Raw genomic sequence first — 23,389 nt, 5'->3', positions numbered from 1 at the left:
ATCATGTGGGTAGGAGGGCTGCTTCGATGCGCCGATTTGCCATGAAAGCTCTATTCTCGGCCGTGGCTTTCAGAAGAACCGAGAAGGAGCGAATCGATTGGGATCGAAATATTTTGATCTTCTCGACGGCGGTAACTGTCGGGTTGGTTGCGCTTTATGTTTACGGCAAGGCAACCTCGCGCTGGTGAACTGTTTCGCGAGAACGACTGCGATGATGCGATGCTTGCTAATACTTGCGACAATAGCTCTCTGGTCGAGCAGCGGCGCCCGCGCGCTCGACGGGGAACAGCAGCATGGCAAGCAGCTGCTGCAAAGAATGTGCGCCCGCTGTCACTCAGTTGGCAGGACCGGGGCAAGTCCTAACAGGCAAGCGCCGCCCTTTCGCAGCTTTAGCGAAACCAAGCTCTACGATAGCGACTTCCTGGAGCGACTACAGGAGGGCTACAGCAGCATCTATCCCTCGATGCCGACCTTTCGCTTCAACAGGGATGATGCGGTAGCAGCCCTGAACTACATGAAATCAATTCAGGAACCACCTAAACCGGGACGCAAGTAGCTGCGGAATGAGACCATGTCGTTTGAGCGGGTTCTGCGATGGGCCCTGGTTGCGATCGCAATCGCGGGATTGACCGCGGGTATTCTTGCGCGAGCCGCGCGTCGGCCTGATCTGGCCGACCTCGCATGGGCAATCGGCACGGCGCCCGTGATAGGAGGACTGGCGGTCTCGATCGTCAGGGATCTTCTGAGCGGTCGCCTTGGTGTGGACGCTATTGCGCTGCTGTCCATGAGCGCGGCGTTGGCGCTTGGCCAGCCGCTTGCAGGGGCCGTGGTCGCGTTGATGTATTCCGGCGGCAACATGCTGGAAGACATCGCGGTCGCTCGCGCGGAGCGCGACCTGCGGTCGCTGGTAGATCGTGCTCCGCGCCAGGCCCATCGCAAGAGCGGCGAACGGATTGAAGATGTTCCGGTTGATGCAATCTCGGTCGGCGAAGGACTCCTGGTCCGGGCCGGTGAGATCATTCCGGTCGACGGAATCGTCGGCTCGGCTTTGGCCACCATCGACGAGTCCGCCGTTACTGGCGAACCAATCCCGGTTGAAAAAGCGCGTGGGAGTGCCGTTCTGTCAGGTTCGCTGAACGCGGGTGAGACTTTCGAATTGACCGTGACTGCGCCGGCCGGCGAGAGCACCTACGCTGGCATCGTGCGTATGGTGACGGCGGCGCAGACGGCAAAGGCTCCCTTTGTACGGATGGCCGATCGCTATGCTCTGATCCTTCTACCGGTGACGCTCGTCCTCGCCTTCATGGCGTGGCGCATCTCTGGAGATTTGACCCGCAGCCTCGCTGTGCTGGTGGCGGCGACGCCTTGCCCGCTGATCCTGGCTGCGCCGGTCGCTTTCATTGCCGGCGTGGCGCAAGCGGCCCGCCGCGGCATCCTGGCCAAGGGCAGTGGGGCGCTGGAGGCGCTGGCTCGCGCACACACGGTGCTGTTTGACAAGACGGGCACCCTGACCGTCGGAGGCGCGCGGTTGCTTTCCATCGAGGTCGCGCCGGGAGAGGATCCCGACGAGGTTCTCAGGCTCGGGGCATCGCTTGAGCAGGCCTCGCATCACGTGCTCGCCAAGACGGTGGTCGCAGCCGCCGTAGATCGCGGTCTCGCCCTGAAGGCCCCCGAACAGGTCAAGGAGGCGATGGGCTCGGGACTGAGCGGCCTGATCGATGGACGGCATGTCATCGCCGGCTCGCGGCAGATGCTTGCAGCAAATGCCGAGCCGTCGCCGTGGGAACTGCGAGCTATCCGGCGCGCCTCGTGGCGCTCGGCGCTGATTGTCTTTGTCGCCGTGGATCGGCGTACGATCGGCGCGTTGCTTCTGGCGGACGAGCTGCGGGCCGATACGCCGCGGGCGATTCGGCTGCTGCGCGATGCAGGCGTCGCGCGCATGGTGATGGTCACCGGCGACCGCGCCGCGGCGGCGCAGGCCATCGGTGCGGCACTCGACCTCGATTCCGTGCTGGCCGACCGCGTCCCTTCCGACAAGGTCGAGGCGGTGCGAGGCGAGCAACGGCTGCATCCGACCATCATGGTCGGCGATGGTATCAACGACGCCCCGGCGCTGGCCGTAGCCGACGTCGGGGTCGCGCTCGGGGCGCGGGGCGCCAGCGCTTCGTCTGAAGCGGCTGATGTGGTGATCCTGGCCGACCGCCTCGACCGTGTGGGCGAAGCGATCATAATTGCGCAGCGGGCGCGGCGGATTGCCCTGCAAAGTATTGTCGTCGGCATGGGGCTCTCGCTCGTCGCGATGGTCGCTGCCACTCTGGGTTGGCTCGCCCCGGTGCCGGCGGCGATCGCGCAGGAGGTGATCGATGTCGCCGTTATTCTGAACGCGCTGCGCGCGCTCACTCCGGCCCTCGGCGCTGGTGGCCGTCGCATCACCCCGGAGCAGGGGCTGAGATTGCATCACGATCATCAGACCTTGTTCAGGGATTTGGATCGCCTGCGCAAAATCGTCGACGCCCTGGACGACGTGACGCCCGAATCGGCCGGGACGTTGATCGGGGAGGCCCAGCGGCTGGTTCAGAGCAGCGTCGTGAAACACGAGCGCGACGACGAAGACAGCGTCTATCCGAAGCTTGCGCAGGTGCTGCGCGAGCGCCATGGCCTCTCAGCCATGAGCCGCGCCCATCGGGAGATATTGCATCTTGCCCGGCTGCTCAGCCGAATCGTCGAGGACATGCCCTCGGAGAAAATCGACCGCTATATCGTGCGAGATGCGCAACGGGTGATCGAGGCCATCGAGACGCTAGTGCGCTTGCACACGGCTCAGGAAGAGGACATCTACGAAGCCGTGGCGGCTTAGGCCCGGCTTAGCGACACAATATGTCCGTTCGGGCGCAAAGGAGGTTAGCCATCGCGAAGAAGGAAGTCGTTGGCCCGCTGATACTCCCGAAATTTCCGCATGCTCTGTCCGTGACGGAACTGCTCGGGCAGTTCCGGGTGACCGGCACGGAGGGGCTGTCCGAAGCCGAGGTCAACGCACGGAGAAAGCATTTCGGTGCGAACACCATTGCCTCGCGGCGTTCAGCCGGCGTGCTGCGCCTGCTGGTGCACCAGTTCAAGAGTCCAGTCGTCTATCTCCTGAGCGGCGCAGCCGGCCTGGCGTTTTATTTCGGCGAACTCGAGGAGGGCAGCGCCATCTTTGCGGTGCTTGCCATCAACACGCTGATCGGGTTCGTGACCGAGTTGAAGGCGGTCCGATCGATCGAGGCTTTGCGCGCGCTCGGCACGCGGACCGCCCGTGTCCGACGCGAGGGGCGGGTTCATGTGATCCCGGCCGAGGAGCTCGTTCCGGGCGATGTCGTGGTCTTGGAAGCTGGTGATGCCGTATCGGCCGACCTGCGCCTTATCGAGACATCTCGGCTTTCAACGGACGAGTCGTCGCTGACCGGAGAATCCGTCGCCGTCGACAAGCAGTTCGAGCCGGTCAGCGCAGACACCCGTCTCGGCGATCGCGCGTCGATGGCGTTCAAGGGCACCGCGATTACGCGCGGCACCGGCGCTGGTGTCGTGGTCGCGACCGGAATCATCACGGAACTCGGGCGGGTGACGCGGCTAGTTCTCGAGGCCGATCCGGGTCATTCACCCCTTGAGCGCAAGCTCGAGCGTCTGTCGGTGCAACTCGTCTGGGCGACTATCGCTGTCGCCGCCATCATCGGTGGCATTGGTCTATTGAGTGGCAAAGACCCTCTCCTGATGATCGAGGCGGCCATCGCGCTCGCCGTCGCCGCGATTCCGGAAGGTCTCCCCATCGTCGCGACGCTTGCGCTTGCCCGTGGCATGTGGCGCATGGCACAGCAAAATGCACTGATCGAACGTCTCTCGGCAGTCGAGACGCTTGGGGCGACAACGGTCGTTCTCACCGACAAGACCGGTACCCTGACCGAAAATCGGATGACGGTGCGACGGCTCTGCACACCCTCAGGCGAGATCGAGTTCGGGACCGGCGCTCCAGAGGGGGGCGAGGGTCAGCAGGTCGCAGGCGATCCGCAGGCGGCCGAATTGCTCCGGATCGCGGTTCTATGCAACGACGCGCATCTCGATGGTCCCGAGGAGCGCGGCAGTGGGGATCCCATGGAGATCGCGCTTCTGCGTGCTGGGCTACGCGCCGGCTTCAGGCGGACAACCTTGCTGGAGGGGCGCGGCGTCGTGCGCAAGCATGCTTTTGATCCCGTCGCCAAGATGATGGCGACCGTTCATGAGCATGGGAGGGGTGTACTGATCGCCGTGAAGGGGGCGCCCGAGGCGGTCCTAGCGGCGACGACGCGCGTAGCCGTCGGCAATGGCGAGGTCGCGCTTGATGACACCATGCGAGCGGAGTGGCTCAGCCGAGCCGATCGGCTCGGCCATGACGGCCTGCGGGTGCTCGCCTGCGCGACGAGAATCGACCAGGTGGCCGATGCCGCACCCTATGACAGGCTGGTGCTTGCTGGTCTTGTCGGCTTGGAAGACCCCGCCCGGGCCGACGTGCCACCGGCCATCCAGGACTGCCGGCAATCGGGAATTCGCGTTGTCATGGTCACGGGCGATCACGTGGTGACGGCGAAAAGTATCGGTCGAGCCGTCGGTCTTGGGGAGAACGTTTCGAATGTCATGGAGGGCAAGAATATCAGGCAGATGATTGAAACCGGGCAGCCTGCCCTCCAAGACATCGGAATTTTCGCGAGAGTAACGCCAGATGAAAAACTCGCTCTCGTTCGGACGTATCAGGCTGCGGGCGAGATTGTCGCCATGACGGGGGACGGGGTGAATGACGCCCCCGCTCTGCGGCAGGCCGATATCGGAGTGGCGATGGGCTTGCGCGGCACCGATGTCGCGCGCGAAGCGGCTGCCATGATCCTGCTCGACGATGCGTTTCCAACCATCATCAAGGCGATCCACGAGGGGCGCGTGATTTTCGCCAATATCCGTCGCTTCGTGGCCTACCTCTTGTCCTGCAATCTCAGCGAGGTGTTGGCGGTCGGCCTCGCCGTGTCGCTGGCACTTCCTTTGCCCCTCCTGCCGCTGCAAATTCTGTATCTCAATCTGGTGACGGACGTATTCCCCGCTTTCGCGCTTGCCATGGGCGAGGGCGAGGAGGGCATCCTCAAGCGGCCGCCGCGGGATCCAAAGGAGCCGATTCTGGGCCGCCGGCAATGGATCACCATCGTCCTGCACGGGGCGGCGTTGACCGCAGGCACTTTCGGGGCGCTGGCTGCGTCGGCCTGGCTCGCTCTCGATGCCCGATCAACAGTCACTATCACGTTCCTCACGCTCGCCTTTGCCCAGCTCTGGCACGCGTTCAACATGCGTGATCCGCGCTCGCCGCTCTTCGTCAACGAGGTGACGCGGAACGCCTGGTTGTGGGGCGCGCTTTTGCTATGTGCAACGCTGCTTGCTGTGCCACCCTACCTACCGTCGGCTGCGCACCTATTGCAGCTTGCGCCCCCAAGCTCTGAAATGTGGTTGATCGTGATTATCTTCAGCGTGGTGCCGCTAATCGTCACGCAAGCCGGCAGCGCGGTCATCAGATTGATTCCGAGAGTGCGATAGCGACAAAGGAAGCTAATTTTCCTTTTGTTTTCGAAACTTCTTCGGCCGCGTGGAAGCGTGCAATTACTTGCCGAACGCGCGCCGACTGTGGCGGGGCTGCACGGCTAAGGCGCCACCCTGATGAGGTCGCACGTTGAGATGCCTATACGTACCAAAACTGCAAACACAGGCGCTCGGGAGGTTGAGGTGAGGACAACGTTAAGCTACTTGCTACCTTACATGATTGGCATCATCTGCATCGGGGCCGTCATCTGGCTGATTAGTCGCGGATAACGTGTGGGCGCGCTGCGTTTCTGACCTTCGAGATGGGAGAACGACGAGGGTACAGGGCCTATCCGAACAGGTGGGCGAGCCAGTACGCTGCTCCGGCGGCCAATCCGCCTACCAGCAACGTCTGCAGGGCAGACTTGATCTTGTTGACGCCGGTGAAGTGTCCTTTGACGGCTCCGAAGCAAAGCAGGGCGGCGCCAGTCGCGGCGACCGAGATCTGCAGGGCCGTTCCGATGTTCTGAGTGAACATGTAGGGCACGAGCGGAATCAGGCCGCCGACCACATATGAGCCTCCGATCGTCGCGGCGCTGATCGGCGCGCGCTTCGGATCTGGACGCTCCAGTCCCAGTTCGAAGCGCATCATGAAGTCGACCCATCGCTGACGATTCGCCGAGACCGCGCCAACGACCGACTTGAGTGCATCTCCTTCGAGGCCGTACTCCCGAAAGATCTGCTCCACCTCCTCGATCTCCCGCTCGCGAAGCTGATCGATCTCATGGTGCTCGCGCTGTTCCTCGGCAGCATAATGTTCCGCGTCGGTGCGCGCAGCGAGATACCCGCCGAGGCCCATCGCGATGGCGCCAGCGACGACTTCGGCCAAACCGGCGGTGACAATCACGTCCGTGCTGGTGACGGCGGCCGAAAGACCCGCCGCCAGCGCGAACGGGACCGTCAAGCCGTCGGCCATCCCAATCACGACGTCACGGACGCTTTCCGAGGCGGTGAAGTGCTTTTCTATGTGAGGGGTGGCTGGCACTGGAACGCTCCTGGTTGCGGTTTGGATTTGAAGAGAGCTGCCTAGTCGGCAGCCCTCTTGCGGCCGGAGATCATGGAAGCCACCAGGTTCTCGCGATGCTCGAAGCTCGCGATGAGCACGCCAAGGACATGCGCCACGACCAGGCCGACGGCCAGGTTGGCCAGGAATTCGTGGACGTGTTCGATCATCTTGGAGCCCCAGTAGGCATCCGTCGTCATCATGTAGCCCGTCGCGCACGTGCCGACCAGCGCGGCGAGGAGCGCCACGATCATGGCACCGCCCGCGGGGTTGTGCCCCAGGTAGCGGGGAGCTCTGAGCATTGCGACATCACGAAGATAGGCGAGCACCTCGCGCGGCGGACGAACGAAGTTCGAAAAGCGCGCATGCCGCGCGCCTACGAAGCCCCAGATGATGCGGATCGTAAGGAGGCCGGCGATCGCGTAGCCGGCCGCGATGTGGACCCGCTCCATCTCGTCGCCGGTGGCGTAGGCGATCACGAAGGTCGCCACCAGCGACCAATGGAAGATCCGGACGAACGGATCCCAGACCTTGACCGTGGCCGGCGGCATCGCGCCGCCGGCTTCGATCGTGTTGCTTACGGTTCTCATTTGCGGACCGCTACATCTGGCCGATGATTTGGCCGTTGGTCGGGTCAACGAAAAGCTCGACCCGATTGCCGTTCTTGTCGAGCGTGTAGAGCTCGCCGCAGGCGTTCTTGAGTTTGGCTTTCTGAACCTTGTATCCTTGGGCCTCGACCTTGGCCTGCAACTGCGCCATCGGCAGCCACTGGCCTTCGGGGGCCGACGTGCAGGGCTTGCCGAGGCTGCCGGCCTGGGCGCCGGCGGCGGTGAGGGTCACGGCGGCGACGGTAAGAATGGCGATCTTGCGCATAGGTTATCTCCTGACGGTTGCCGGCCGCACCATGCGTCGGCGATGCGGGCAATCTGCCAGAAGCGGCCTGACCGGCGCCTGTTGAGTGAGGTCAGCGAATTGTCAGCTGATATCTGGCAACTATATCTACCCGATGACGAGCTGCTTCATGAATTTGTACTCGCCCCGAATTTGCGCCCTTATCCTTGCGATTGTGGTCGCAGGCAGCGGGGCGCCGGCATTCGCGCGCGACCATGACGACGCGCTACGCGCCGTCAAGGCCGGCGAAATTCGTCCGCTCGCCGATATTCTGAGTGCGGTGAAGGAGAAGCTTCCCGGCGACGTCGTCGGCGTGAAGCTCGAACGCGAAGCCGGCGTCTGGATGTACGAGTTCCGCGTGATCGACGACAAGGGGCGGCTGTTCGACATCCACGTCGATGCCCGCAGCGGCGAAGTCGAACGGACCAAGGAGAAGTGATGCGTGTGCTTGTTGTTGAGGACGACCAGCGGATCGCGTCGGATGTCTCGCGCACGCTCGAAGCCTCCGGTTACGTGGTCGAGACGGTTGCGAACGGCGAGGACGCCTGGTTTCTCGGTGATACCGAGGACTACGGGGCTATCATCCTCGACCTTGGTCTGCCGGGCATGGATGGCCTTGCGGTCCTGAAGCGCTGGCGCGCCAATGGCCGCCACATGCCCGTCCTCATCCTCACGGCACGAGGCAGCTGGGCCGAGCGGGTAGACGGGATCGACGCCGGCGCAGACGACTACCTACCGAAACCGTTCCGGATGGAGGAACTGCTGGCACGCCTGCGGTCGATCGTGCGGCGTGCAACGGGGCACGGCTCCTCGGTCATGACCGCCGGCGAAATCACTCTGGACGAACGCCAGATGAAAGTGACGCGCCGTGGCGTGCCGATTACGCTCTCGCCGCTCGAGTACCGGCTGGTGGCCCATCTCCTCCGGAATCGCGGGCGGGTCGTCTCGCAGCAGGAGCTCGACGAGAACGTCTACGGTCACGGTGAAGACCACGACTCGAACACGCTTGAGGTGCTGGTCGGCCGCGTGCGCAAGAAGCTAGGCGCTGACGCAATCGAGACGCGGCGAGGGTTCGGTTATCTGATGCCGGAGGAGCCCGCGTGAACCGGCATTCGCTCCGCCTGCGACTTGTCGCCGGCGGCATCGTCGCGATCCTGATCGCGCTTGGGATCGCCGGCGGCGCGCTCGCTATCCTCTTCGAACGCCATGTTTCGCGCACCCTCGCTCAAGATCTGGACGTCCATCTGAAGCAGCTTCTCTCGAATATCGATGTCGACCCCCAAGGCAAGTTGGTGTTGACGCAGCCTCCCGTCGATCCACGGTTCGCGGAGCCTCTTTCCGGGCTCTACTGGCAGGTCGGCGATGATCACGGGCAGTTGCTTCGCTCGCGGTCGCTGTGGGATTCCGTAGTAGAGCTTCCGGCGGATCGGTTGAGCCATGGCGAAACGCACCAGCATGAAGCGTCAGGACCCGGAGACCAACGCGTTCTGGTGGCCGAGCGAGCGGTTACGCTTTCTGCGGAGGGGAAGCCGATCACCGTCCGCCTTGCCGTCGCCGAGGATCTCGCAAGGATGTCAGAGGCAAGCTCGGCGTTCGCCAAGGATCTTTCGATCGCGCTCGTCCTGCTCGGCTGCGCGCTGGCGCTTGCGACATGGGTCCAGGTCGGCGTCGGTTTGCGTCCGCTAGTCGCGCTGCGGCGCGGAGTTGCCAATATCAGAACGGGGCGGATTCGGCATCTGCCGTCCTCCGTCCCGACCGAGGTCCACCCTCTCGTCGAGGAAGTCAACGCACTCATCGATGCGCAGGAACACGAAATCGAACGGTCCCGCGGTCGTGCCGCGGACTTGGCGCACGGGCTGAAGACGCCCCTTGCTGCTCTTGCGGCCGATGCCTCGCGCCTCCGGGAGCGCGGCGAGCACGATATTGCCAAGGACATCGAGGCTGTTGGCGAAGCCATGGGGCGCCACGTCGACCGCGAACTTGCCCGCGCCAGGGTTCGTGGGCGCGCCAGAGGCGGCATAGCGACATCAGTTTCCGTGAAACCGCTCGTGGGGTCTATCATCGCGACTGTGTCCCGCACGCCCGAGGGTGCGCGAGTAAGATTCGAGAACGTTGTCGCCGACGATCTTTGCTTGCCGCTGGACAGGACCGACCTTGCGGAAATCCTCGGCAATCTGATCGAGAACGCTGCCCGCCATGCTGCAGGATGCGTCCGAATCACCGCCGATGACAATCGGCCGCTTCTTGCCGTTGAGGACGACGGCGAAGGCATTGAATCGACCCACCTGTCACACGTGATCGAGCGCGGCACTCGCCTTGACGAGCGAGGAGGTGCCGCGGGTCTCGGTCTTGCCATCGTTCAGGACGTCCTGGACGCATACGAGTGGAGATTGGAACTCTCGAAGTCGGAGCTTGGCGGGCTGAAGGCCACGATCGCTTCGAGGTCTGCGTCCCGAGCGCGATGCCCTTCAGGCCCACTTCCCTGATTTGGAGCCGCACCGGTTGACGTCGCATTTGGTCAACGCCCAGAAATCCACTCAGAGAGTCCTCGCTTAGATCCAATCACTCGTTTTGGCTGAACGGGGTTTATTGTCCCTGCGGCAACGCGAAGGGCGCTATCAAGGATCATCCGCGCAAATGCCTTCGCCTCAGCTTCTGTAGGAAAGGTCTTGGTTTCGCGCCGGTAAATTCGGTCCTTTCCGCGACTGGCCGGTTCAAATGAGATGTACCACTTCGGCTCCATAGCCAGCTTCTCCAAGCGCGGAAGTGAGCTACCGGTACTCTGCTCCGGTCTGGGTCACGAACCGAGACCCGTTCCAGCGAAGGATCCGTCGCGCTCCGCCCGAGCTGTCTTGCACCTCCAGAAGGGCGGTATCTTGCTCACGCACCAGGCGGACATCCTGAGCCCGCAGAGCCAGCACCTTCCGATATCGTCCCCGGGCTGCCACGTACACTTCGTGCAGACACCCTGATGCGTTGCAAACTACCCCTCTGTTGCGGCACTGGAAATCATCGAAGTGAAGAGCAACGAATTGGGTGCCAGGAGTCGTGAGGTAAAGCGCAAATCGTTGTGTAGCGGCGATCGGGGCGCCACACGCGGTCTCCCATTTTTTTGCTTGGTCTCGTATCTCCGGAGGCAGATTGGTCAGGTGCGCAGGATTCCATGGATCTTGCCGAATGCCTCCATGGGAGGACGCCGATTGGGGCAAGCCCAATAAACAGAGAGCGAATACGGTCGCCGCAACAGCGCGATTCTTCAGCAGCACGGCGTTTCTCCTGGGTACCTGACCGCTATCGCGCAGGCCGCGATTAACAATCCATCATCGCAGATCCGACCTTACAAATTGCTGACATAGATCAACAGCTTCCGGTCAGTGAGGGTGCATCATAAAGCATTGCCTGGAAGCGCTCCGCTCCGTGCGCCCGTTAGCGTCAGATTGCTGACCGGGCCCATGAGTCTTTGACCTGCAGAGCGCCGACAGTCGGTCTACGCCCCAAGACCTCAGTTTCGGTTACTGCAATGGGATCTTCGCGATGTTTCTGAGTTCATCAGCGCTCTTATGGCTGAACAGGACCCGCGTCCTGATTGCAATAGCGTTCCTAGCTTTGCCGTCCAACTCGGTGGCCGAGGACCAACTAAAGCTCAGCACCGAGCAGGCAACGAGCCTGGGCATTCGCGTCGTTCATCCCATTGCGAGCCCGACCGACAAGACGCTGCCTTATCCCGCTCAGATCGTCATTCCTACCCCGCAATTGTGGGTCGTTAGCGCTCCGGTGGCCGGAATGGTGACCAATCTTTCAGCGGCGCGGGGCGATCGCGTTGTTGCAGGACAGCCGCTCGCCACTATGGAGAGTCCGAGCTTTGTGTCGCAGCAGCGTGACTATTTACATGCCGTTGCGCAAGAAGTTCTGGTTGCCCAGCAACTCAATCGCAACACCCAACTGTTCCAAGGCAATGCGGTCGCACAGCGTGTTCTTGAGGCGAGCCAGGCGGAGGCCCGACAGGCAAGCATTGTAGTCGCGGAGCGTCGGCAGGTTCTGCGCCTCAGCGGCCTTTCGGATGAGACAATCTCAAGACTTACTAGCGAGGCAGCAATCAGCGCGACCCTAACGGTCGCCGCGCCGCGGTCGGCCACCGTGATCGATATTGCTGTTTCTCCTGGCCAACGCGTGGAGCAATCGGCACCGCTGATCAAGCTCGCACAGCTCTCTCCGCTATGGGTCGAGATCGCGGTTCCTGCATCGAATATCAAAGCCATTCGACAAGGCGCGAAGGTGGAGGTCGACGGCTATGACACTCTAGGCCAAGTGGTGCTGGTTTCTGAAACGACCGATCCGGCTACACAAACCGTGCTGGTCCGAGCCGAGGTGCCGAACTCAGGCGATTTGCGCCCGGGGCAGACTGCTGCTGCTCGGATCTCCTTCGTTTCCAAACGGGAGAGCGCTTGGGAACTCCCTTACACTGCGCTGATCCGGAGGGGTGAGCAGGCCTCGGTGTTCGTGGCAATGCAGGACGGGTTCCGTCTGGTGCCGGTCACGTTACTTGAGGAGGACCAGGACCATGTCGTGATCTCCGGTCCCATCACAGACAAGGACGAAGTGGCGGTCAGCGGCATCTCCGCGCTCCGCGGAATCCTGCTCAAGCTGGGCGCAGGCTAGTCATGCTCGAACGCCTTGTCGCATTTTCGCTTTCTCAGCGGCTCTTCGTAGCGCTTGGTGTGCTCCTATTGATCGGCGCCGGACTGGTTATGTTGCCCAGCCTGCCCATCGACGCCTTTCCGGATGTCTCGCCCGTCCAGGTCAAGGTCATCATGAAGGCGCCGGGTCTCACCCCGGAGGAGGTGGAACAGCGGGTCACGGTGCCGATCGAGCTCGAACTGCTTGGGTTGCCAAACAAGAAGATCCTGCGCTCTACTACCAAATACGCCCTGGCGGATGTCACAGTCGATTTCGAGGACGGCACAGACATCTACTGGGCGCGTAACCAAGTGTCCGAACGCTTGGCCAACATCACCCGTGACTTGCCAGATGGGGTGGCAGGTGGGCTCGCCCCGATCACCAGCCCGCTCGGCGAAATGTTCATGTTCACCATCGAAGGTGCTGAACTTTCGCTGGCCGAGCGGCGGAGTCTGCTCGATTGGGTGATCCGTCCGGCGCTGCGGATGGTGCCAGGAGTGGCCGACGTCAACGCGCTCGGGGGGTATGTCCGGGCTTTTGAAATCGTCCCGCTTAGCGATGCGCTCGCAGCCCGCGGCATTTCCTACGAGATGTTTCGGCGCGCGATAGAGACGAACAGCCGCAATGACGGCGCCGGCCGTGTCAATCAGGGCGAAGACAGCGCTCTCGTGCGCATCGAAGGCAGCATTCGGACCATCGACGACATCAGGCAAATCGTCGTCGATACCAAAGATGGGGTTCCGATCCGGGTCAAGGATATCGCCCGCGTCCAGCTAGGGGCACTGACACGGTACGGCGCTGTCACCGCGGATGGTCATGGCGAGACGGTCGAGGGCCTCGTGCTTGGTCTGCGAGGCGCCAATGCACGTCAACTGGTGGCCGACGTGCAGGCACGCCTCGACGAGATTAAGCAATCACTCCCTCAAAGTGTCAGTATCCAGGTCTTTTACGACCGTGGCCGGCTGGTGGACCGCGCGGTTGGCACCGTTATCCGCGCACTTGGCGAAGCAACCGTCCTCGTCGTCGTCCTTCTCCTGCTATTTCTCGGCAACTGGCGAGCCTCCCTGGTGATCGCCCTAAGCCTGCCGCTCGCGATCGTCATCGCCCTTATCGTCATGCGCATGGTCGGCATGTCAGCAAACTTGATGAGCCTCGGCGGCCTTGCCATCGCTATCGGCATGCTGATTGACGCGCTGGTGGTGGTGGTCGAGAACGTCGTCGGAAATCTGAGTAAGGAGCCGCAGGGAAAGGCCGCGCCTCTAGTTCATGTCATCTACCGCTCCGTCTCCGAGGTGCTTCAGCCGGTCGCCTCGGGCGTGCTGATTATCATGATCGTATTCGTGCCGCTGCTGACGCTGGAGGGGCTTGAAGGGAAGTTGTTTATCCCGGTCGCGCTCGCGATTATCTTCGCGCTCGGCGGGTCGTTGCTCTTGGCGCTCACGGTCATTCCCGTAGCAACATCCTTTCTCCTCAAGACTACGTCGCATCAAGAACCGTGGTTGATCCGGCTTGCGTCGCGGCTCTATGCGCCCGCACTTGCTTGGGCGCTGAAGAACGAACGCAAGGTAGTCATCGCGGCAGCCGCGGCCCTCGTCGCTGCCGGCTATGCCTACACCCAGCTCGGCAAGACCTTTATGCCGACGATGGACGAGGGCGACACCATCGTCAGTGTCGAGGCGCTACCATCGATCAACCTGGACGAAATGATCGCTATCAACGCCAGACTTCAGTCGGCCATTCTCGCGAAGGTCCCTGACGTCAAGAGTATCGTGGCCCGGACCGGGTCCGACGAGCTCGGGCTTGACCCGATGGGACCTAACCAGACCGACACGTTCCTGGTTCTGAAGCCAGCAGATGAGCGAAAGACAATCGACAAATCTGCCCTGATTGAAGAGCTGCGGCAGGTGCTCGGCAATTTCCCGGGACTATCGCTCAGCTTTACACAGCCGATCGACATGCGGGTGCAGGAAATGATCAGCGGCGTCCGCGGCGATGTCGCGGTGAAAATCTTTGGAGCTGAAATTGGCAAGCTCAATGAGATTGCGAGTAAGCTATCCGCCATTTTGTCCGGCATCGACGGCGCTGAGGATGTCTACACCACGCTCAATGAGGGTGCCCAATATTACACGATCGCCGTGAATCGGATGGAGGCGGGACGGCTCGGCCTGACGGTGGACGCCATCTCTAATTCGCTGCGCACCCAGATCGAGGGACGTACGATCGGAACGGTGCTGGAAGAGGGGCGCCGTACTCCCATCCTCGTTCGCGGCAGCGAAACGACGCGCGAGGCTCCGACGCTGCTCGCCAGCCTCCCGCTAACCCTTGCCTCGGGTCAGCACGTGGCGCTCTCACAAGTCGCCCGTATTCAGCGCGTCGACGGTCCCGTTTTGGTCAATCGCGAGAACGGAAATAGGATGAGCGTTGTGCGAGCCAATGTGCGTGGTCGAGACATGGTCGGGTTCGTCGAGGCAGCCCGGCAGAAGGTCGCCACGGAGTTGCCGTTGCCGGAGGGTTACAGGCTGACTTGGGGCGGTCAGTTCGAAAATCAGCAACGCGCGGCGGCGCGCCTTTCGATCGTGGTGCCAGTGGCGATTGGGCTGATCTTTGTGCTGCTCTTCACGACCTTCGGTTCGATCCGACAAGCGCTGTTGGTCCTCGTCAATATCCCGTTCGCCGTGATTGGCGGCGTGTTTGCCCTGGTGCTTACCGGCGAATACCTTTCGGTTCCTGCGTCCGTTGGGTTCATCGCGCTGCTCGGAATTGCGGTGCTGAACGGCGTCGTTCTGGTGTCCTATTTCAACCAACTGCGCGCCCACGGCGTACCGGAGGGTCGCATTGTCGTGGATGGCGCCATGCGTAGGCTCAGACCGGTCCTGATGACGGCGAGCATCACGGCCTTGGGCCTGATCCCGCTCCTGTTTGCGACCGGTCCGGGATCGGAGATCCAGCGCCCGCTCGCAATCGTGGTGATTGGCGGCCTGGTCTCCTCGACCGCCTTGACGCTGATCCTTTTGCCGATCCTATATCGCCGATTTGGCGGCATGAAGGAGGCCAAATGAGTGCCGAATTCGTCTGTCTCACGCTGATCGCCGGCCGAGCGCTTCGCGACGAATTGTTCAACTTCCTCAGCGAGCAGCGCGATCTCGTTTCCGGCTTTACGGCCTCGGACGTCGCAGGGCACGGTCCCGACGTCCGATTGCAGACGTTGACCGAGCTGGTCAAAGGGCATGCCGACGAGTTGATGGTGCGGACCGTTCTTGGAGTGCAAGAGGCGGCGCAGTTGCTCGAACGGCTGAAGGCGACCTTCGCCGGATCCAGGATCGTCTACTGGATCCTGCCCGTCGCAGAATTTGGCGTCATCAATGCCCCCAATCGATAAGGCTTTCTATGATCTTTGGACGCTACGCTTTAGATCACGTGAAAATGTAGATGGCCCGCAGGGACCGCATGCTCCCATAGGCCATGTATGGCCGTTCTTTCTTGTGACTACGCATGCTTCTTACCCACCCGAGCGGTATTAGTCGGGGGCTCATGCTTAGTATCAAGCCACTCCGCAGAACTCGTTTGCCCAGATCGCAATGGCCTCGATGGCTTTTTTGCTGCAATTCCTCCGGATCGGGTGCGCATCGAGGTAACGCTCCCCAAGCCTGCCAGAGAGTGATGCTCGCGACCGCCGCGACGATTTGATCTTCCGCGCGTTACCCGCTTCGGACATCGCGGTGGGCAGTCGGCGCAGCAAGCGTCCCAAGGCCGCTAATCAGCGGCGCTGTCGCTTGCTACTCTTGCTGAATGCGGCTCAGATAATCGATAACAGCGAGGATGCGTTTTCGCACGACGACTTCCGGGCTTTGCTCCGCTCCAGCCATCTTCCAATAATACGGATCAACATAGTGAGGCAAGTTGACGACGGGGTTGAATCGCTCTCCCCAAATTGGCATTTCGCGAGTGCCGTGAGCTGGAATTGTCTTCAATCCCTCTACGGTCTCATAAACAGCGTTCGTGGGAAATACGCCGTTGTTGTTCTTGGCTAACATCGTCAAATCGGGAGGCGGTATCTTAAGTTGGTTGCTAACCGGTCCTTTGCCCCTCGCATCAGCACCATGACAGCTGGCGCACGAAGATTGAAACTCTGATCTGCCCATGTCGAGGTCTTCAGCCTGGGATGCGGCGGCGAAACCAGCGATCAGACCGACCATTACCAAACATTTTCCACCAAAGCTTACCATGTCGTACTCCGACGCTGGTTGGGAAGATGCAAACTAATAGCGGTTTCGCATCCCGACAGTTTGACGCACATCAAGGCTGGCTTTCGGCTTAAGCTCATAAGTGGTTTGAAATGCCGCACGCTGGCGGCAGCAGGCGCTCTCGCATAGCGGAACGGCGCGGGACCCTTGGAATCCTGCGCCCCTTCAAATGGTGCCTCCATGCGTTCTAATTTTACGTTGCCCGATTTGGAGAAGAGGCTGCAAGAGCTGCAGGATGGAGCGCTTGTTCAGATTAGCCTCCGTGACTACGAGCGCCTGTTTGGATTGAACGATGCGGCGCTCGGTCGGCTGCGAAATTTCTGCCGCGGTCACCAATGCGTTGCGAGTTTTGCGGACACTGCCATACTGTTTCGCAAGCGTGTCGCGTCGGCTTATGAGAAGCGAGAGCCGCGAATATTGGATTCGCGACGAGCAGGGAGCAGATGGTCGCGGCGCTGCGTCGTTTGGCCGGCACGACCGTTGTAAAGAAGGAAACCATCACGGCTCGTGCCCGCATGACACCACCGTATCAAACGCTCGGTCTCAACTGTCAACATTTTGCCGGATTGAGAGCGGCCGAGATTGATCGGGATCAAGCAACAGGAGCGACGAGCGGTCAGAATGGAAGCTGTGTAAGGAGGAGATCCCAATGATCAAGATACCGCATCACGCCGTGGTGTTCGTTGGCGATGGGCGAAAGGCTCTGTTCTTCCGGAACGAAGGTGACGAAAAATTCCCGAACTTGAGGGTGGAAGCCGCCTTCGAGGATCAGAATCCGGCAACCCATGACCAGGGAAGCGGCCGGCCGGGCCGGGTGAGCAAAGCCGCGCATAGCGGGCAAAGAAGCGCCGTGGAGACGAGCGATTGGCATGAGCTCGAGGAGCGCTGCTTTGTGAAGCAGGTGGCGGTTGCCGTGGAGCGCATTGTACGCGGCGAGCCATCGACGGCGCTGATCGTCGTCGCACCGCCGCGCACTCTGGCGGCGCTTCGGTCGGACTTCCATCCCGATGTGAAACGCCGGCTCGTGGCGGAGCTTGCCAACGACCTCACCAGGCACCCGGTCGGCGACATCGAAAAGCACTTGTTGCGCGAGTAGGGCAGATCGTGTGGGGCAACTTGGCCGAGGTGATGGTCCACTAGAGAAGGCCCAACTGGATTTCCGATCGGAGAGAAGCAATGCGGGCATCAGATATCATGCGGAGGTCGTTTGCAACCGTGAAGCCGGAAGCGCCGCTGCTGGAGGCGCTCCATCTCCTGCTCGAGACCAATCAGCGCGGCCTGCCGGTCCTCGATGATGAAGGGGCCTTGGTCGGCATCATTGCCGAAGGCGACTTCCTCCATCGTCGCGAGTTGGGCGTCACCTATCCCGAAGGGTGTTGGCTCGAATGGTTACTGGGGAAGCAGGAGGGCGAGCTCGCTCGTGAGCGAACCAGGGGACTGCGGGTCGAAGCAGTCATGAGCCGTCATCCCGTTTGCGTCGACGAGAATGCCACGATCGATGCTGTCGTCAAGGAAATGGATGTCTACCAGATCTCGCAGGTGCCGGTGCTTCGCAAGAGAGAGGTCGTGGGGATCGTTGGCCGGATGCAGATGCTCACAGCGCTGGCAAGCTGTCTTGGGGAGCCTGGCAAGGCTTAAGGGAATAGGGTCAGCCGAGCGGGGGTATTTCGAGCATTTGCGATGCGTCCACTCGACAAGATGCCAGACCGCGACATTCGGCTCGATGCCTGCAGAGGCATTGCACTCTGGTTCGTCTTCATCAACCACATCCCAGGGAATATCTGTAGCTGGCTTACGTTGAGCCATTATGGATTCAGCGACACCACCGAAGTCTTCATGTTTGTCTCGGGGCTGACGTGCATGATGGCGTATGGACACGTGTTCAGAAGCGCCGGGACTTGGGCGATGATCTGTCATACGGTTCGGCGGAGCTGGGAGATTTATTCGGCATTTCTGCTGTTGACGCTATTTCTGGTCGTGGCCGTTTATTGGATAGATGCCGACCTCGCAGACGAGGCTAATGTGGCGATCGTCCTGCAGAAGCCGGGAGAAGCGCTGTCGCGTGCGGCGATCCTGCAATACCGTCCCGTCAATACGGACGTGCTGCCGACCTTCGTGCTCTTCCATTTACTGTTTGCGCCGTGGCTCCTGCTTTTGCTCAGATGGCCAAATGTGACCTTGGCCGCCTCGGCTCTGCTGTACGGCTTGGTCCAGACTTACGGCTGGAACCTTCGGGGGTGGCCGACGAACGACTGGTATTTCAACCCGTTCGCCTGGCAATTCCTCGTCACGATCGGTGGATGGTGGGCGGTGGTGGGGCATGGGCGGTTGGCGCCATTCGTGATGTCGCGTCCGGCGATCATGCTTTCGGCCGCATACCTGATTTGGTCACTGGCTGTTACAATGAGTTGGATCAATCCGGCTCTTGAGCTCGTAGTTCCTCAATTCCTGAAAGCCTTGGTCTATCCGATAGACAAGTCGGATCTTGATCCGCTGCGGCTTCTGCATTTCCTTGCGCTTGCGGTCTGCGTCGCCAACCTCGCGCCGGCGCATTGGAGCGTTATGCGGTCACGCATGCTCTTGGGAGCTGTTCGTTGCGGAGAGAATTCGCTAGAGATCTATTGTGTGGGGGTCTTGTTGTCCCTTGCGGCATATCTCGTTCTGAGAACCATATCTGACGGCGTGCTCGCTCAAGTCATCGTCAGCGGCACAGGCATCGGTCTTCTTACCGTCTTTGCCACCTTGCTGACCGGGTTCACAGGCCTTGCCGCGCCTCGAATAAGGCTACTTTGATCAAGTACATCTTCGACATTTCGGATCGTTCACATGCCTTCAAGCGCTCTGCGCAATTTTCGGATGATCACGCCCCGTGATCGATCGTCTGCGGCCGCTTCGATCTGGTCATTGATATCGAGAAGCAGTTTGGACATATCGTTGTGCCAATCGAGGTTGACGACTGCATCGGGAGCGAGCCTGCGGCGGCGAGCAACGTCGATCGGTGTCGGTGCGGCTGTCGATAATTCGTAGACGTCGTCCAGCATAGGCGTGAAAATCTGCGCGGCTGGCACGGTCCGCTCGGCGACCCGGTGCACAAGGCCTCCGAGCGCGTGCTCTTCCCCATGCACGATGAACAGACCACGATGAATGGGGCGCCGCGCGGCAATCCAGCGCGCGAGTTCCGGACCGTCGGCGTGCCCGGAGTATTCGTCGATATATCGAATCCTCGCAGCGACTTTGATCTCTTCGCCCTGAATCCTCACTGCTTTCGCGCCATCCCGCAGGAAGCGGCCTAGGGTGCCTTGAGCTTGGAATCCCGTAAGCAAGACCGTGCACTCCCTGCGCCACAACCACCGCTTCAGATGATGGCGGATGCGGCCGGCGTCGCACATTCCGCTTGCGGCAATGATGATGTGAAAGCCGGAGAGCCTGGCGATCGACTTGCTCTCGTCAACCGTTTCCGTGAAGTGCAACTGACTGGAAGTCAGAAGCCGGTCCAGATCGATGCTCGGATCGAGGCTGGCCGCGTGATTCCGGAAGACTTCCGTCGCACGGATCGCCAACGGTGAATCGAGGAAGATCGGTGCGGTCGGAATCTCACCGCGGGCCATCAAGTCGGCCAGATCGACGATCAGCTCCTGGGTCCGTTCAACCGCAAAAGCGGGGATTAGCAGTGCGCCGCGTCCGCTGGCGGCATCGCGCACCTCCTGGGCGAGATGCGCGCGACGCAATGCGTGAGTTGTGGACGGGCGGTCGCTATCGCCGTAGGTCGACTCGCAAAATACGTAATCGAGGCTGGTCGGTGCGTCCGGATCCGGCTCCAGCAGTTTGGCATCTGGGCCGATGTCACCCGACATCAAGACACGCAACGGCCCTCCGTTTTTGCCTTGATCGGCGAATTCCAGCTCGATCGAAGCCGAGCCGAGCAAATGGCCGGCATTCCAATAGCGGGCGCGTACGCCCGGCACCACCGTGTACCACGTTTGGTATTCGACCGGCCGGAAGGCATCGAGTGTCGCAATCGCATGGGCCTGCGTGTAGATGGGTGTGACCGCGGCCCGCCCTCGGGCAGCGTTTCGGCGGTTCAAGGCAGCAACCTCCGTTTCCTGGATGTTGCCTGCGTCGGGAAGCATGTAGGAGCAGAGGTCGATGGTGCCGCGCGTCGCCAGGATCGGGCCTGAAAAGCCTTCACGCTTGAGCTTCGGCAGGAGCCCGCTGTGGTCGATGTGGGCGTGCGTCAGCAAAACGGCATCGACATCCGTCGGGCGGAACGGGAATGCACCGTAGTTCAGCGCTTTCAACGTTTTCGGTCCCTGAAACAACCCGCAATCGACCAGAAATTGTCCTTTCGGCGTAACAAACAGATAGCAGGAGCCGGTAACGGTGCGGGCGGCGCCGCAAGACTGGATGGTGACGCTCACGGGGGGCTCCCAGTCTCCGGCATGCCAACAACTTCCCGCCGCAACGCGCGAGCGAGAAGATCGTCGAGACGGATGGCGTTGGTTGGATGTGGCACGCTGTTGGTGGATCGGACGGAACGAATGCCGGCGCGACCGAACTCTGTCATAAGCGCCGGCGGAAATAGTGCGTGAACGATGATGGCCTCGATAGAAGAGGCTCCTGACGCGGCAAGAGCCTCCGCACAGGCGGTAAGCGTCCCACCGGACGACACGATGTCGTCGATGAAGAGCACGGGACGCCCGGCGAACAGCGGCGCGTCTGTGAAGGCGATCTGCACCGAATGATCACTCCGGCGTACTTTTCGCGCCACGCTGTATGCAAGTCCGAGACGGCCGGCAATGTCGGCCACCCAAGATCGCGACTCTTCATCGGGGCCGACCACGACGGTCGTGGGTGCGACTGTCTCGGCACGAAGCACAGCTTCGATCTCAGGAGCCGCCGACAAGTTGTGCGCTTCAATGCCAGGAAAGACGTCGGCGAGGTTCGGCGTCCGATGGAGATGGGCATCAACCGTGATGACGCGATCGAAGGTGTTCGCGAGAAGAGTCCCGATTGCGCGCTGACTAATCGCCTCACCCGGATGGAACGCTGTGTCCTGGCGCATGTAGCCGAGATAAGGCGAAACGAGCACGACCCGCTTGGCTCCATCGCGCCGCAAGGCCTCTGCAGCAAACAACAGCGCAATCAGCTTTTCATTAGGTTGATTGAGCGAGCAACAGACTATCGTGGTGGTGGCCGCTGGGCCGACGGTTGCCCGCAGCTCCCCATCGGGAAATCGATGCAAGATGATTTCATGGCCGACAACATCCAGAATTTCAGCAAGCCGGGGCCCGAAATGGGTGGAAGTGGGCAGCCATTGAACTGCACTCCGGATCATGGTGCTGCCCCGGCTTGCGGTTCGATCCAGTAAGCAGAGTCCAGCTGGGCCATGCCGACAGCAAAGTCAAACCCAGAGGGTTCGAACGCGTGAATGCGATAGAGCGGCTCTCCTTGCTCGACCCGATTGCCAATCTTCTTGAACAACTTGATGCCAGCGCCCTTGTCGAGCGGGGCGCCTGCCGTCCGCGCCAGCCGGTTGAGGCGCAAGCAATCGATCGCGGAGACGACACCATCGCTTGCGGCCGGAATGTCGAGAGTAAGGCTGCCAATTTCGCTGGCGGAAGGCGCCGGGCCCTGGGCCTCGATGATCTTCACCATCTGTCGAAGCGCCGCCCCACTCTCCAGGAGCTCGCTTGCGCGTGCATAGCCAGTGCCTCCGCGCAAGTCGGGGTCGTGTTCCAGAAGGTGGGCGGCAAGCCGCAACGACTTCTCACGAAGATCGCGCGGGGCCTGGGGCTCATTGGCGAGCACTGCCATCACGTCCTGAGCCTCGAGCGCTGGGCCGATACCGCTGCCGATGGGCTGCCGTCCATCGGTGGTCACGACCTCCACCTCGAGGCCAAAACGGTCGCCGACGAACTGAAATAGCTTGCGGAGTCGCATAGCCTGGGATGCAGTCGTAAGCTTGGCGTTGGGTCCCACCGGAAGGTCGATGAGAAGATGCGTCGAGCCGGCGGCCAGCTTCTTCGACATAATGGATGCAACCATCTGTTCGTGCGTATCCAGCGCCAGCGGTCGCTCGACGCCGATCAAGATGTCATCTGCCGGCGACAGATTGACGTGTCCGCCCCATGCGAGGCAGCCCCTGCATGACGCGACGACCTCCTTCATCGCTTCGACGCTGAGGTCGACCCGGGCCAGTACCTCCATGGTGTCGGCCGTTCCGGCAGGCGACGTGATCGCGCGCGACGACGTCTTTGGGATCGTGAGCCCGTGCGCGGCCACAATCGGGACCACGATCATGGACGTGCGATTGCCGGGAATGCCGCCAATGCAATGCTTGTCGACGACGGTCCTGGCATTCCATCTGAGCTGCGTTCCGGCTCTCGCCATGGCCTCTGTAAGAGCGATCAACTCGCCGGATGTCATGAAATTGGCGGAGCTGACGAGGAACGCGGCGATTTCCATATCCGAATAGCGATAATGCACGAGATCGTCGATGACGGCGCCGATCTCGGAAGCCTCGAGTGTCTTGCCCTGAATCTTGGCACGAACTGCGTCCAGGCTTGGCGGGGAGGGAGCGGGGGTGACCGCAATGTAGCTTCCTGCCGGCTGCCCAAAGCGCCGAAACGCGGGTTCCGCCATGCCAAGCTCGTCGGGCCCGACCAGGCTGTCATCATCGGTGAGAAGTACTGTCGCCAGCTGGGTCTTCGAACCGCTGCGCAGCTCGACTCTCGAAAATCCTCGAAACAGGTCCGGCCGCAGCGCCGTTGAGCGGCGGGAGATTACAACGACGTTTTCCCGGCCGGTGTCGAGATTGACACGGCGGGATCTGAGCTGGGCGCGGCCGGGTGGAATGGCGTCCATCGATGAAAACTTCTTTGTCGCGGTAAGGCGAGGATAAGGCTCGCCGAGGAGCCCGATTTGCGACAGATCAACCCGTCGTCGG

Annotated in this window: 20 protein-coding genes; 13 read left to right on the top strand and 7 right to left on the bottom strand. The window is 61.4% G+C overall.

From position 1 onward, the window contains the following. Positions 1 to 26 precede the first annotated feature (26 nt). The 4 genes from XI03_RS36000 to XI03_RS35985 are packed head-to-tail and all read left to right on the top strand — an operon-like array spanning position 27 to position 5,586. Entirely contained in the window at positions 27 to 188 is a 162-nt protein-coding gene (locus XI03_RS36000) for a hypothetical protein (protein ID WP_271594748.1), read from the top strand. A 23-nt stretch (positions 189 to 211) separates the two neighbouring features. After that, entirely contained in the window at positions 212 to 556 is a 345-nt protein-coding gene (locus XI03_RS35995) for a c-type cytochrome (RefSeq protein WP_212504538.1), read from the top strand. Positions 557 to 571: 15 nt separating this feature from the next. Further along, positions 572 to 2,857, top strand: a complete 2,286-nt coding sequence (locus XI03_RS35990) for a heavy metal translocating P-type ATPase (protein WP_271594747.1) — start codon at positions 572 to 574, stop codon at positions 2,855 to 2,857. A 20-nt stretch (positions 2,858 to 2,877) separates the two neighbouring features. Continuing rightward, positions 2,878 to 5,586 carry a cation-translocating P-type ATPase gene (locus XI03_RS35985; protein WP_271594746.1) on the top strand — a complete coding sequence of 903 codons (2,709 nt, stop codon included), beginning with the start codon at positions 2,878 to 2,880 and terminating at the stop codon, positions 5,584 to 5,586. 331 nt (positions 5,587 to 5,917) lie between these two features. On the opposite strand, the gene XI03_RS35980 is transcribed toward XI03_RS35985, so the two are convergent. The 3 genes from XI03_RS35980 to XI03_RS35970 are packed head-to-tail and all read right to left on the bottom strand — an operon-like array spanning position 5,918 to position 7,504. Further along, entirely contained in the window at positions 5,918 to 6,613 is a 696-nt protein-coding gene (locus tag XI03_RS35980; protein ID WP_212504535.1) for a VIT1/CCC1 transporter family protein, read from the bottom strand. A gap of 41 nt (positions 6,614 to 6,654) precedes the next feature. Then, on the bottom strand, positions 6,655 to 7,221 hold the full coding sequence (locus tag XI03_RS35975; RefSeq protein ID WP_271594745.1) for a cytochrome b/b6 domain-containing protein: 567 nt from the start codon (positions 7,219 to 7,221) through the stop codon (positions 6,655 to 6,657). A gap of 10 nt (positions 7,222 to 7,231) precedes the next feature. Next, positions 7,232 to 7,504 (bottom strand): PepSY domain-containing protein, encoded by a 273-nt coding sequence (locus XI03_RS35970; protein ID WP_212504533.1) that lies wholly within the window; start codon positions 7,502 to 7,504, stop codon positions 7,232 to 7,234. 148 nt (positions 7,505 to 7,652) lie between these two features. Between XI03_RS35970 and XI03_RS35965 the strand changes: the two genes are divergently transcribed. From XI03_RS35965 to XI03_RS35940, 6 genes are all read left to right on the top strand, one after another. After that, positions 7,653 to 7,961 (top strand): PepSY domain-containing protein, encoded by a 309-nt coding sequence (locus tag XI03_RS35965; RefSeq protein ID WP_212504532.1) that lies wholly within the window; start codon positions 7,653 to 7,655, stop codon positions 7,959 to 7,961. Then, complete coding sequence (locus tag XI03_RS35960) at positions 7,961 to 8,626, top strand: response regulator transcription factor (protein ID WP_038944198.1); 666 nt, start codon at positions 7,961 to 7,963, stop codon at positions 8,624 to 8,626. The genes XI03_RS35965 and XI03_RS35960 overlap by 1 nt, the downstream gene beginning before the upstream one ends. After that, a complete protein-coding gene (locus tag XI03_RS35955) occupies positions 8,623 to 10,008 on the top strand; it encodes a sensor histidine kinase (RefSeq protein WP_212504531.1) in 1,386 nt (461 codons plus the stop codon). Before XI03_RS35960 ends, XI03_RS35955 begins: the two co-directional genes overlap by 4 nt. A gap of 1,048 nt (positions 10,009 to 11,056) precedes the next feature. Continuing rightward, positions 11,057 to 12,181, top strand: coding sequence for an efflux RND transporter periplasmic adaptor subunit (locus XI03_RS35950; RefSeq protein WP_271594744.1), 1,125 nt, complete (start codon positions 11,057 to 11,059; stop codon positions 12,179 to 12,181). Between the two features lie 2 nt (positions 12,182 to 12,183). Then, positions 12,184 to 15,258 carry an efflux RND transporter permease subunit gene (locus XI03_RS35945; RefSeq protein WP_271594743.1) on the top strand — a complete coding sequence of 1,025 codons (3,075 nt, stop codon included), beginning with the start codon at positions 12,184 to 12,186 and terminating at the stop codon, positions 15,256 to 15,258. Continuing rightward, positions 15,255 to 15,578 carry a DUF3240 family protein gene (locus tag XI03_RS35940; protein WP_271594742.1) on the top strand — a complete coding sequence of 108 codons (324 nt, stop codon included), beginning with the start codon at positions 15,255 to 15,257 and terminating at the stop codon, positions 15,576 to 15,578. Before XI03_RS35945 ends, XI03_RS35940 begins: the two co-directional genes overlap by 4 nt. A 397-nt stretch (positions 15,579 to 15,975) precedes the next feature. Here the strand turns inward: XI03_RS35940 and XI03_RS35935 are convergent, their stop codons facing one another. Further along, complete coding sequence (locus XI03_RS35935; protein WP_271594741.1) at positions 15,976 to 16,425, bottom strand: c-type cytochrome; 450 nt, start codon at positions 16,423 to 16,425, stop codon at positions 15,976 to 15,978. Between the two features lie 667 nt (positions 16,426 to 17,092). Between XI03_RS35935 and XI03_RS35930 the strand changes: the two genes are divergently transcribed. The 3 genes from XI03_RS35930 (at position 17,093) to XI03_RS35920 (ending at position 19,236) form a co-directional block, all read left to right on the top strand. Then, on the top strand, positions 17,093 to 17,539 hold the full coding sequence (locus XI03_RS35930; protein WP_271594740.1) for a host attachment family protein: 447 nt from the start codon (positions 17,093 to 17,095) through the stop codon (positions 17,537 to 17,539). An 80-nt stretch (positions 17,540 to 17,619) separates the two neighbouring features. Further along, on the top strand, positions 17,620 to 18,081 hold the full coding sequence (locus XI03_RS35925; protein ID WP_271594739.1) for a CBS domain-containing protein: 462 nt from the start codon (positions 17,620 to 17,622) through the stop codon (positions 18,079 to 18,081). A 42-nt stretch (positions 18,082 to 18,123) separates the two neighbouring features. Then, positions 18,124 to 19,236 carry an OpgC domain-containing protein gene (locus tag XI03_RS35920; protein ID WP_271594738.1) on the top strand — a complete coding sequence of 371 codons (1,113 nt, stop codon included), beginning with the start codon at positions 18,124 to 18,126 and terminating at the stop codon, positions 19,234 to 19,236. Positions 19,237 to 19,265: 29 nt separating this feature from the next. On the opposite strand, the gene XI03_RS35915 is transcribed toward XI03_RS35920, so the two are convergent. From XI03_RS35915 to XI03_RS35905, 3 genes are read right to left on the bottom strand one after another with little or no spacing between them, the layout of a single operon-like run. Next, the gene (locus tag XI03_RS35915; protein WP_271594737.1) at positions 19,266 to 20,861 is read right to left on the bottom strand and encodes an MBL fold metallo-hydrolase RNA specificity domain-containing protein; all 1,596 of its coding nucleotides are present in this window, start codon (positions 20,859 to 20,861) and stop codon (positions 19,266 to 19,268) included. Beyond that, positions 20,858 to 21,778 (bottom strand): ribose-phosphate diphosphokinase, encoded by a 921-nt coding sequence (locus XI03_RS35910; protein WP_212504522.1) that lies wholly within the window; start codon positions 21,776 to 21,778, stop codon positions 20,858 to 20,860. The genes XI03_RS35915 and XI03_RS35910 overlap by 4 nt, the downstream gene beginning before the upstream one ends. Then, the gene (locus XI03_RS35905; protein ID WP_212504521.1) at positions 21,775 to 23,307 is read right to left on the bottom strand and encodes a thymidine phosphorylase family protein; all 1,533 of its coding nucleotides are present in this window, start codon (positions 23,305 to 23,307) and stop codon (positions 21,775 to 21,777) included. Before XI03_RS35905 ends, XI03_RS35910 begins: the two co-directional genes overlap by 4 nt. Positions 23,308 to 23,389 lie beyond the last annotated feature (82 nt).

Origin of the sequence: Bradyrhizobium sp. CCBAU 65884 (assembly GCF_028128835.1) — a bacterium.
Classification (GTDB): Bacteria; Pseudomonadota; Alphaproteobacteria; order Rhizobiales; family Xanthobacteraceae; genus Bradyrhizobium; species Bradyrhizobium ottawaense.
The sequence above is the reverse complement of the archived record's forward strand: the minus strand, read 5'-3'. Positions and strand labels throughout refer to the sequence as shown.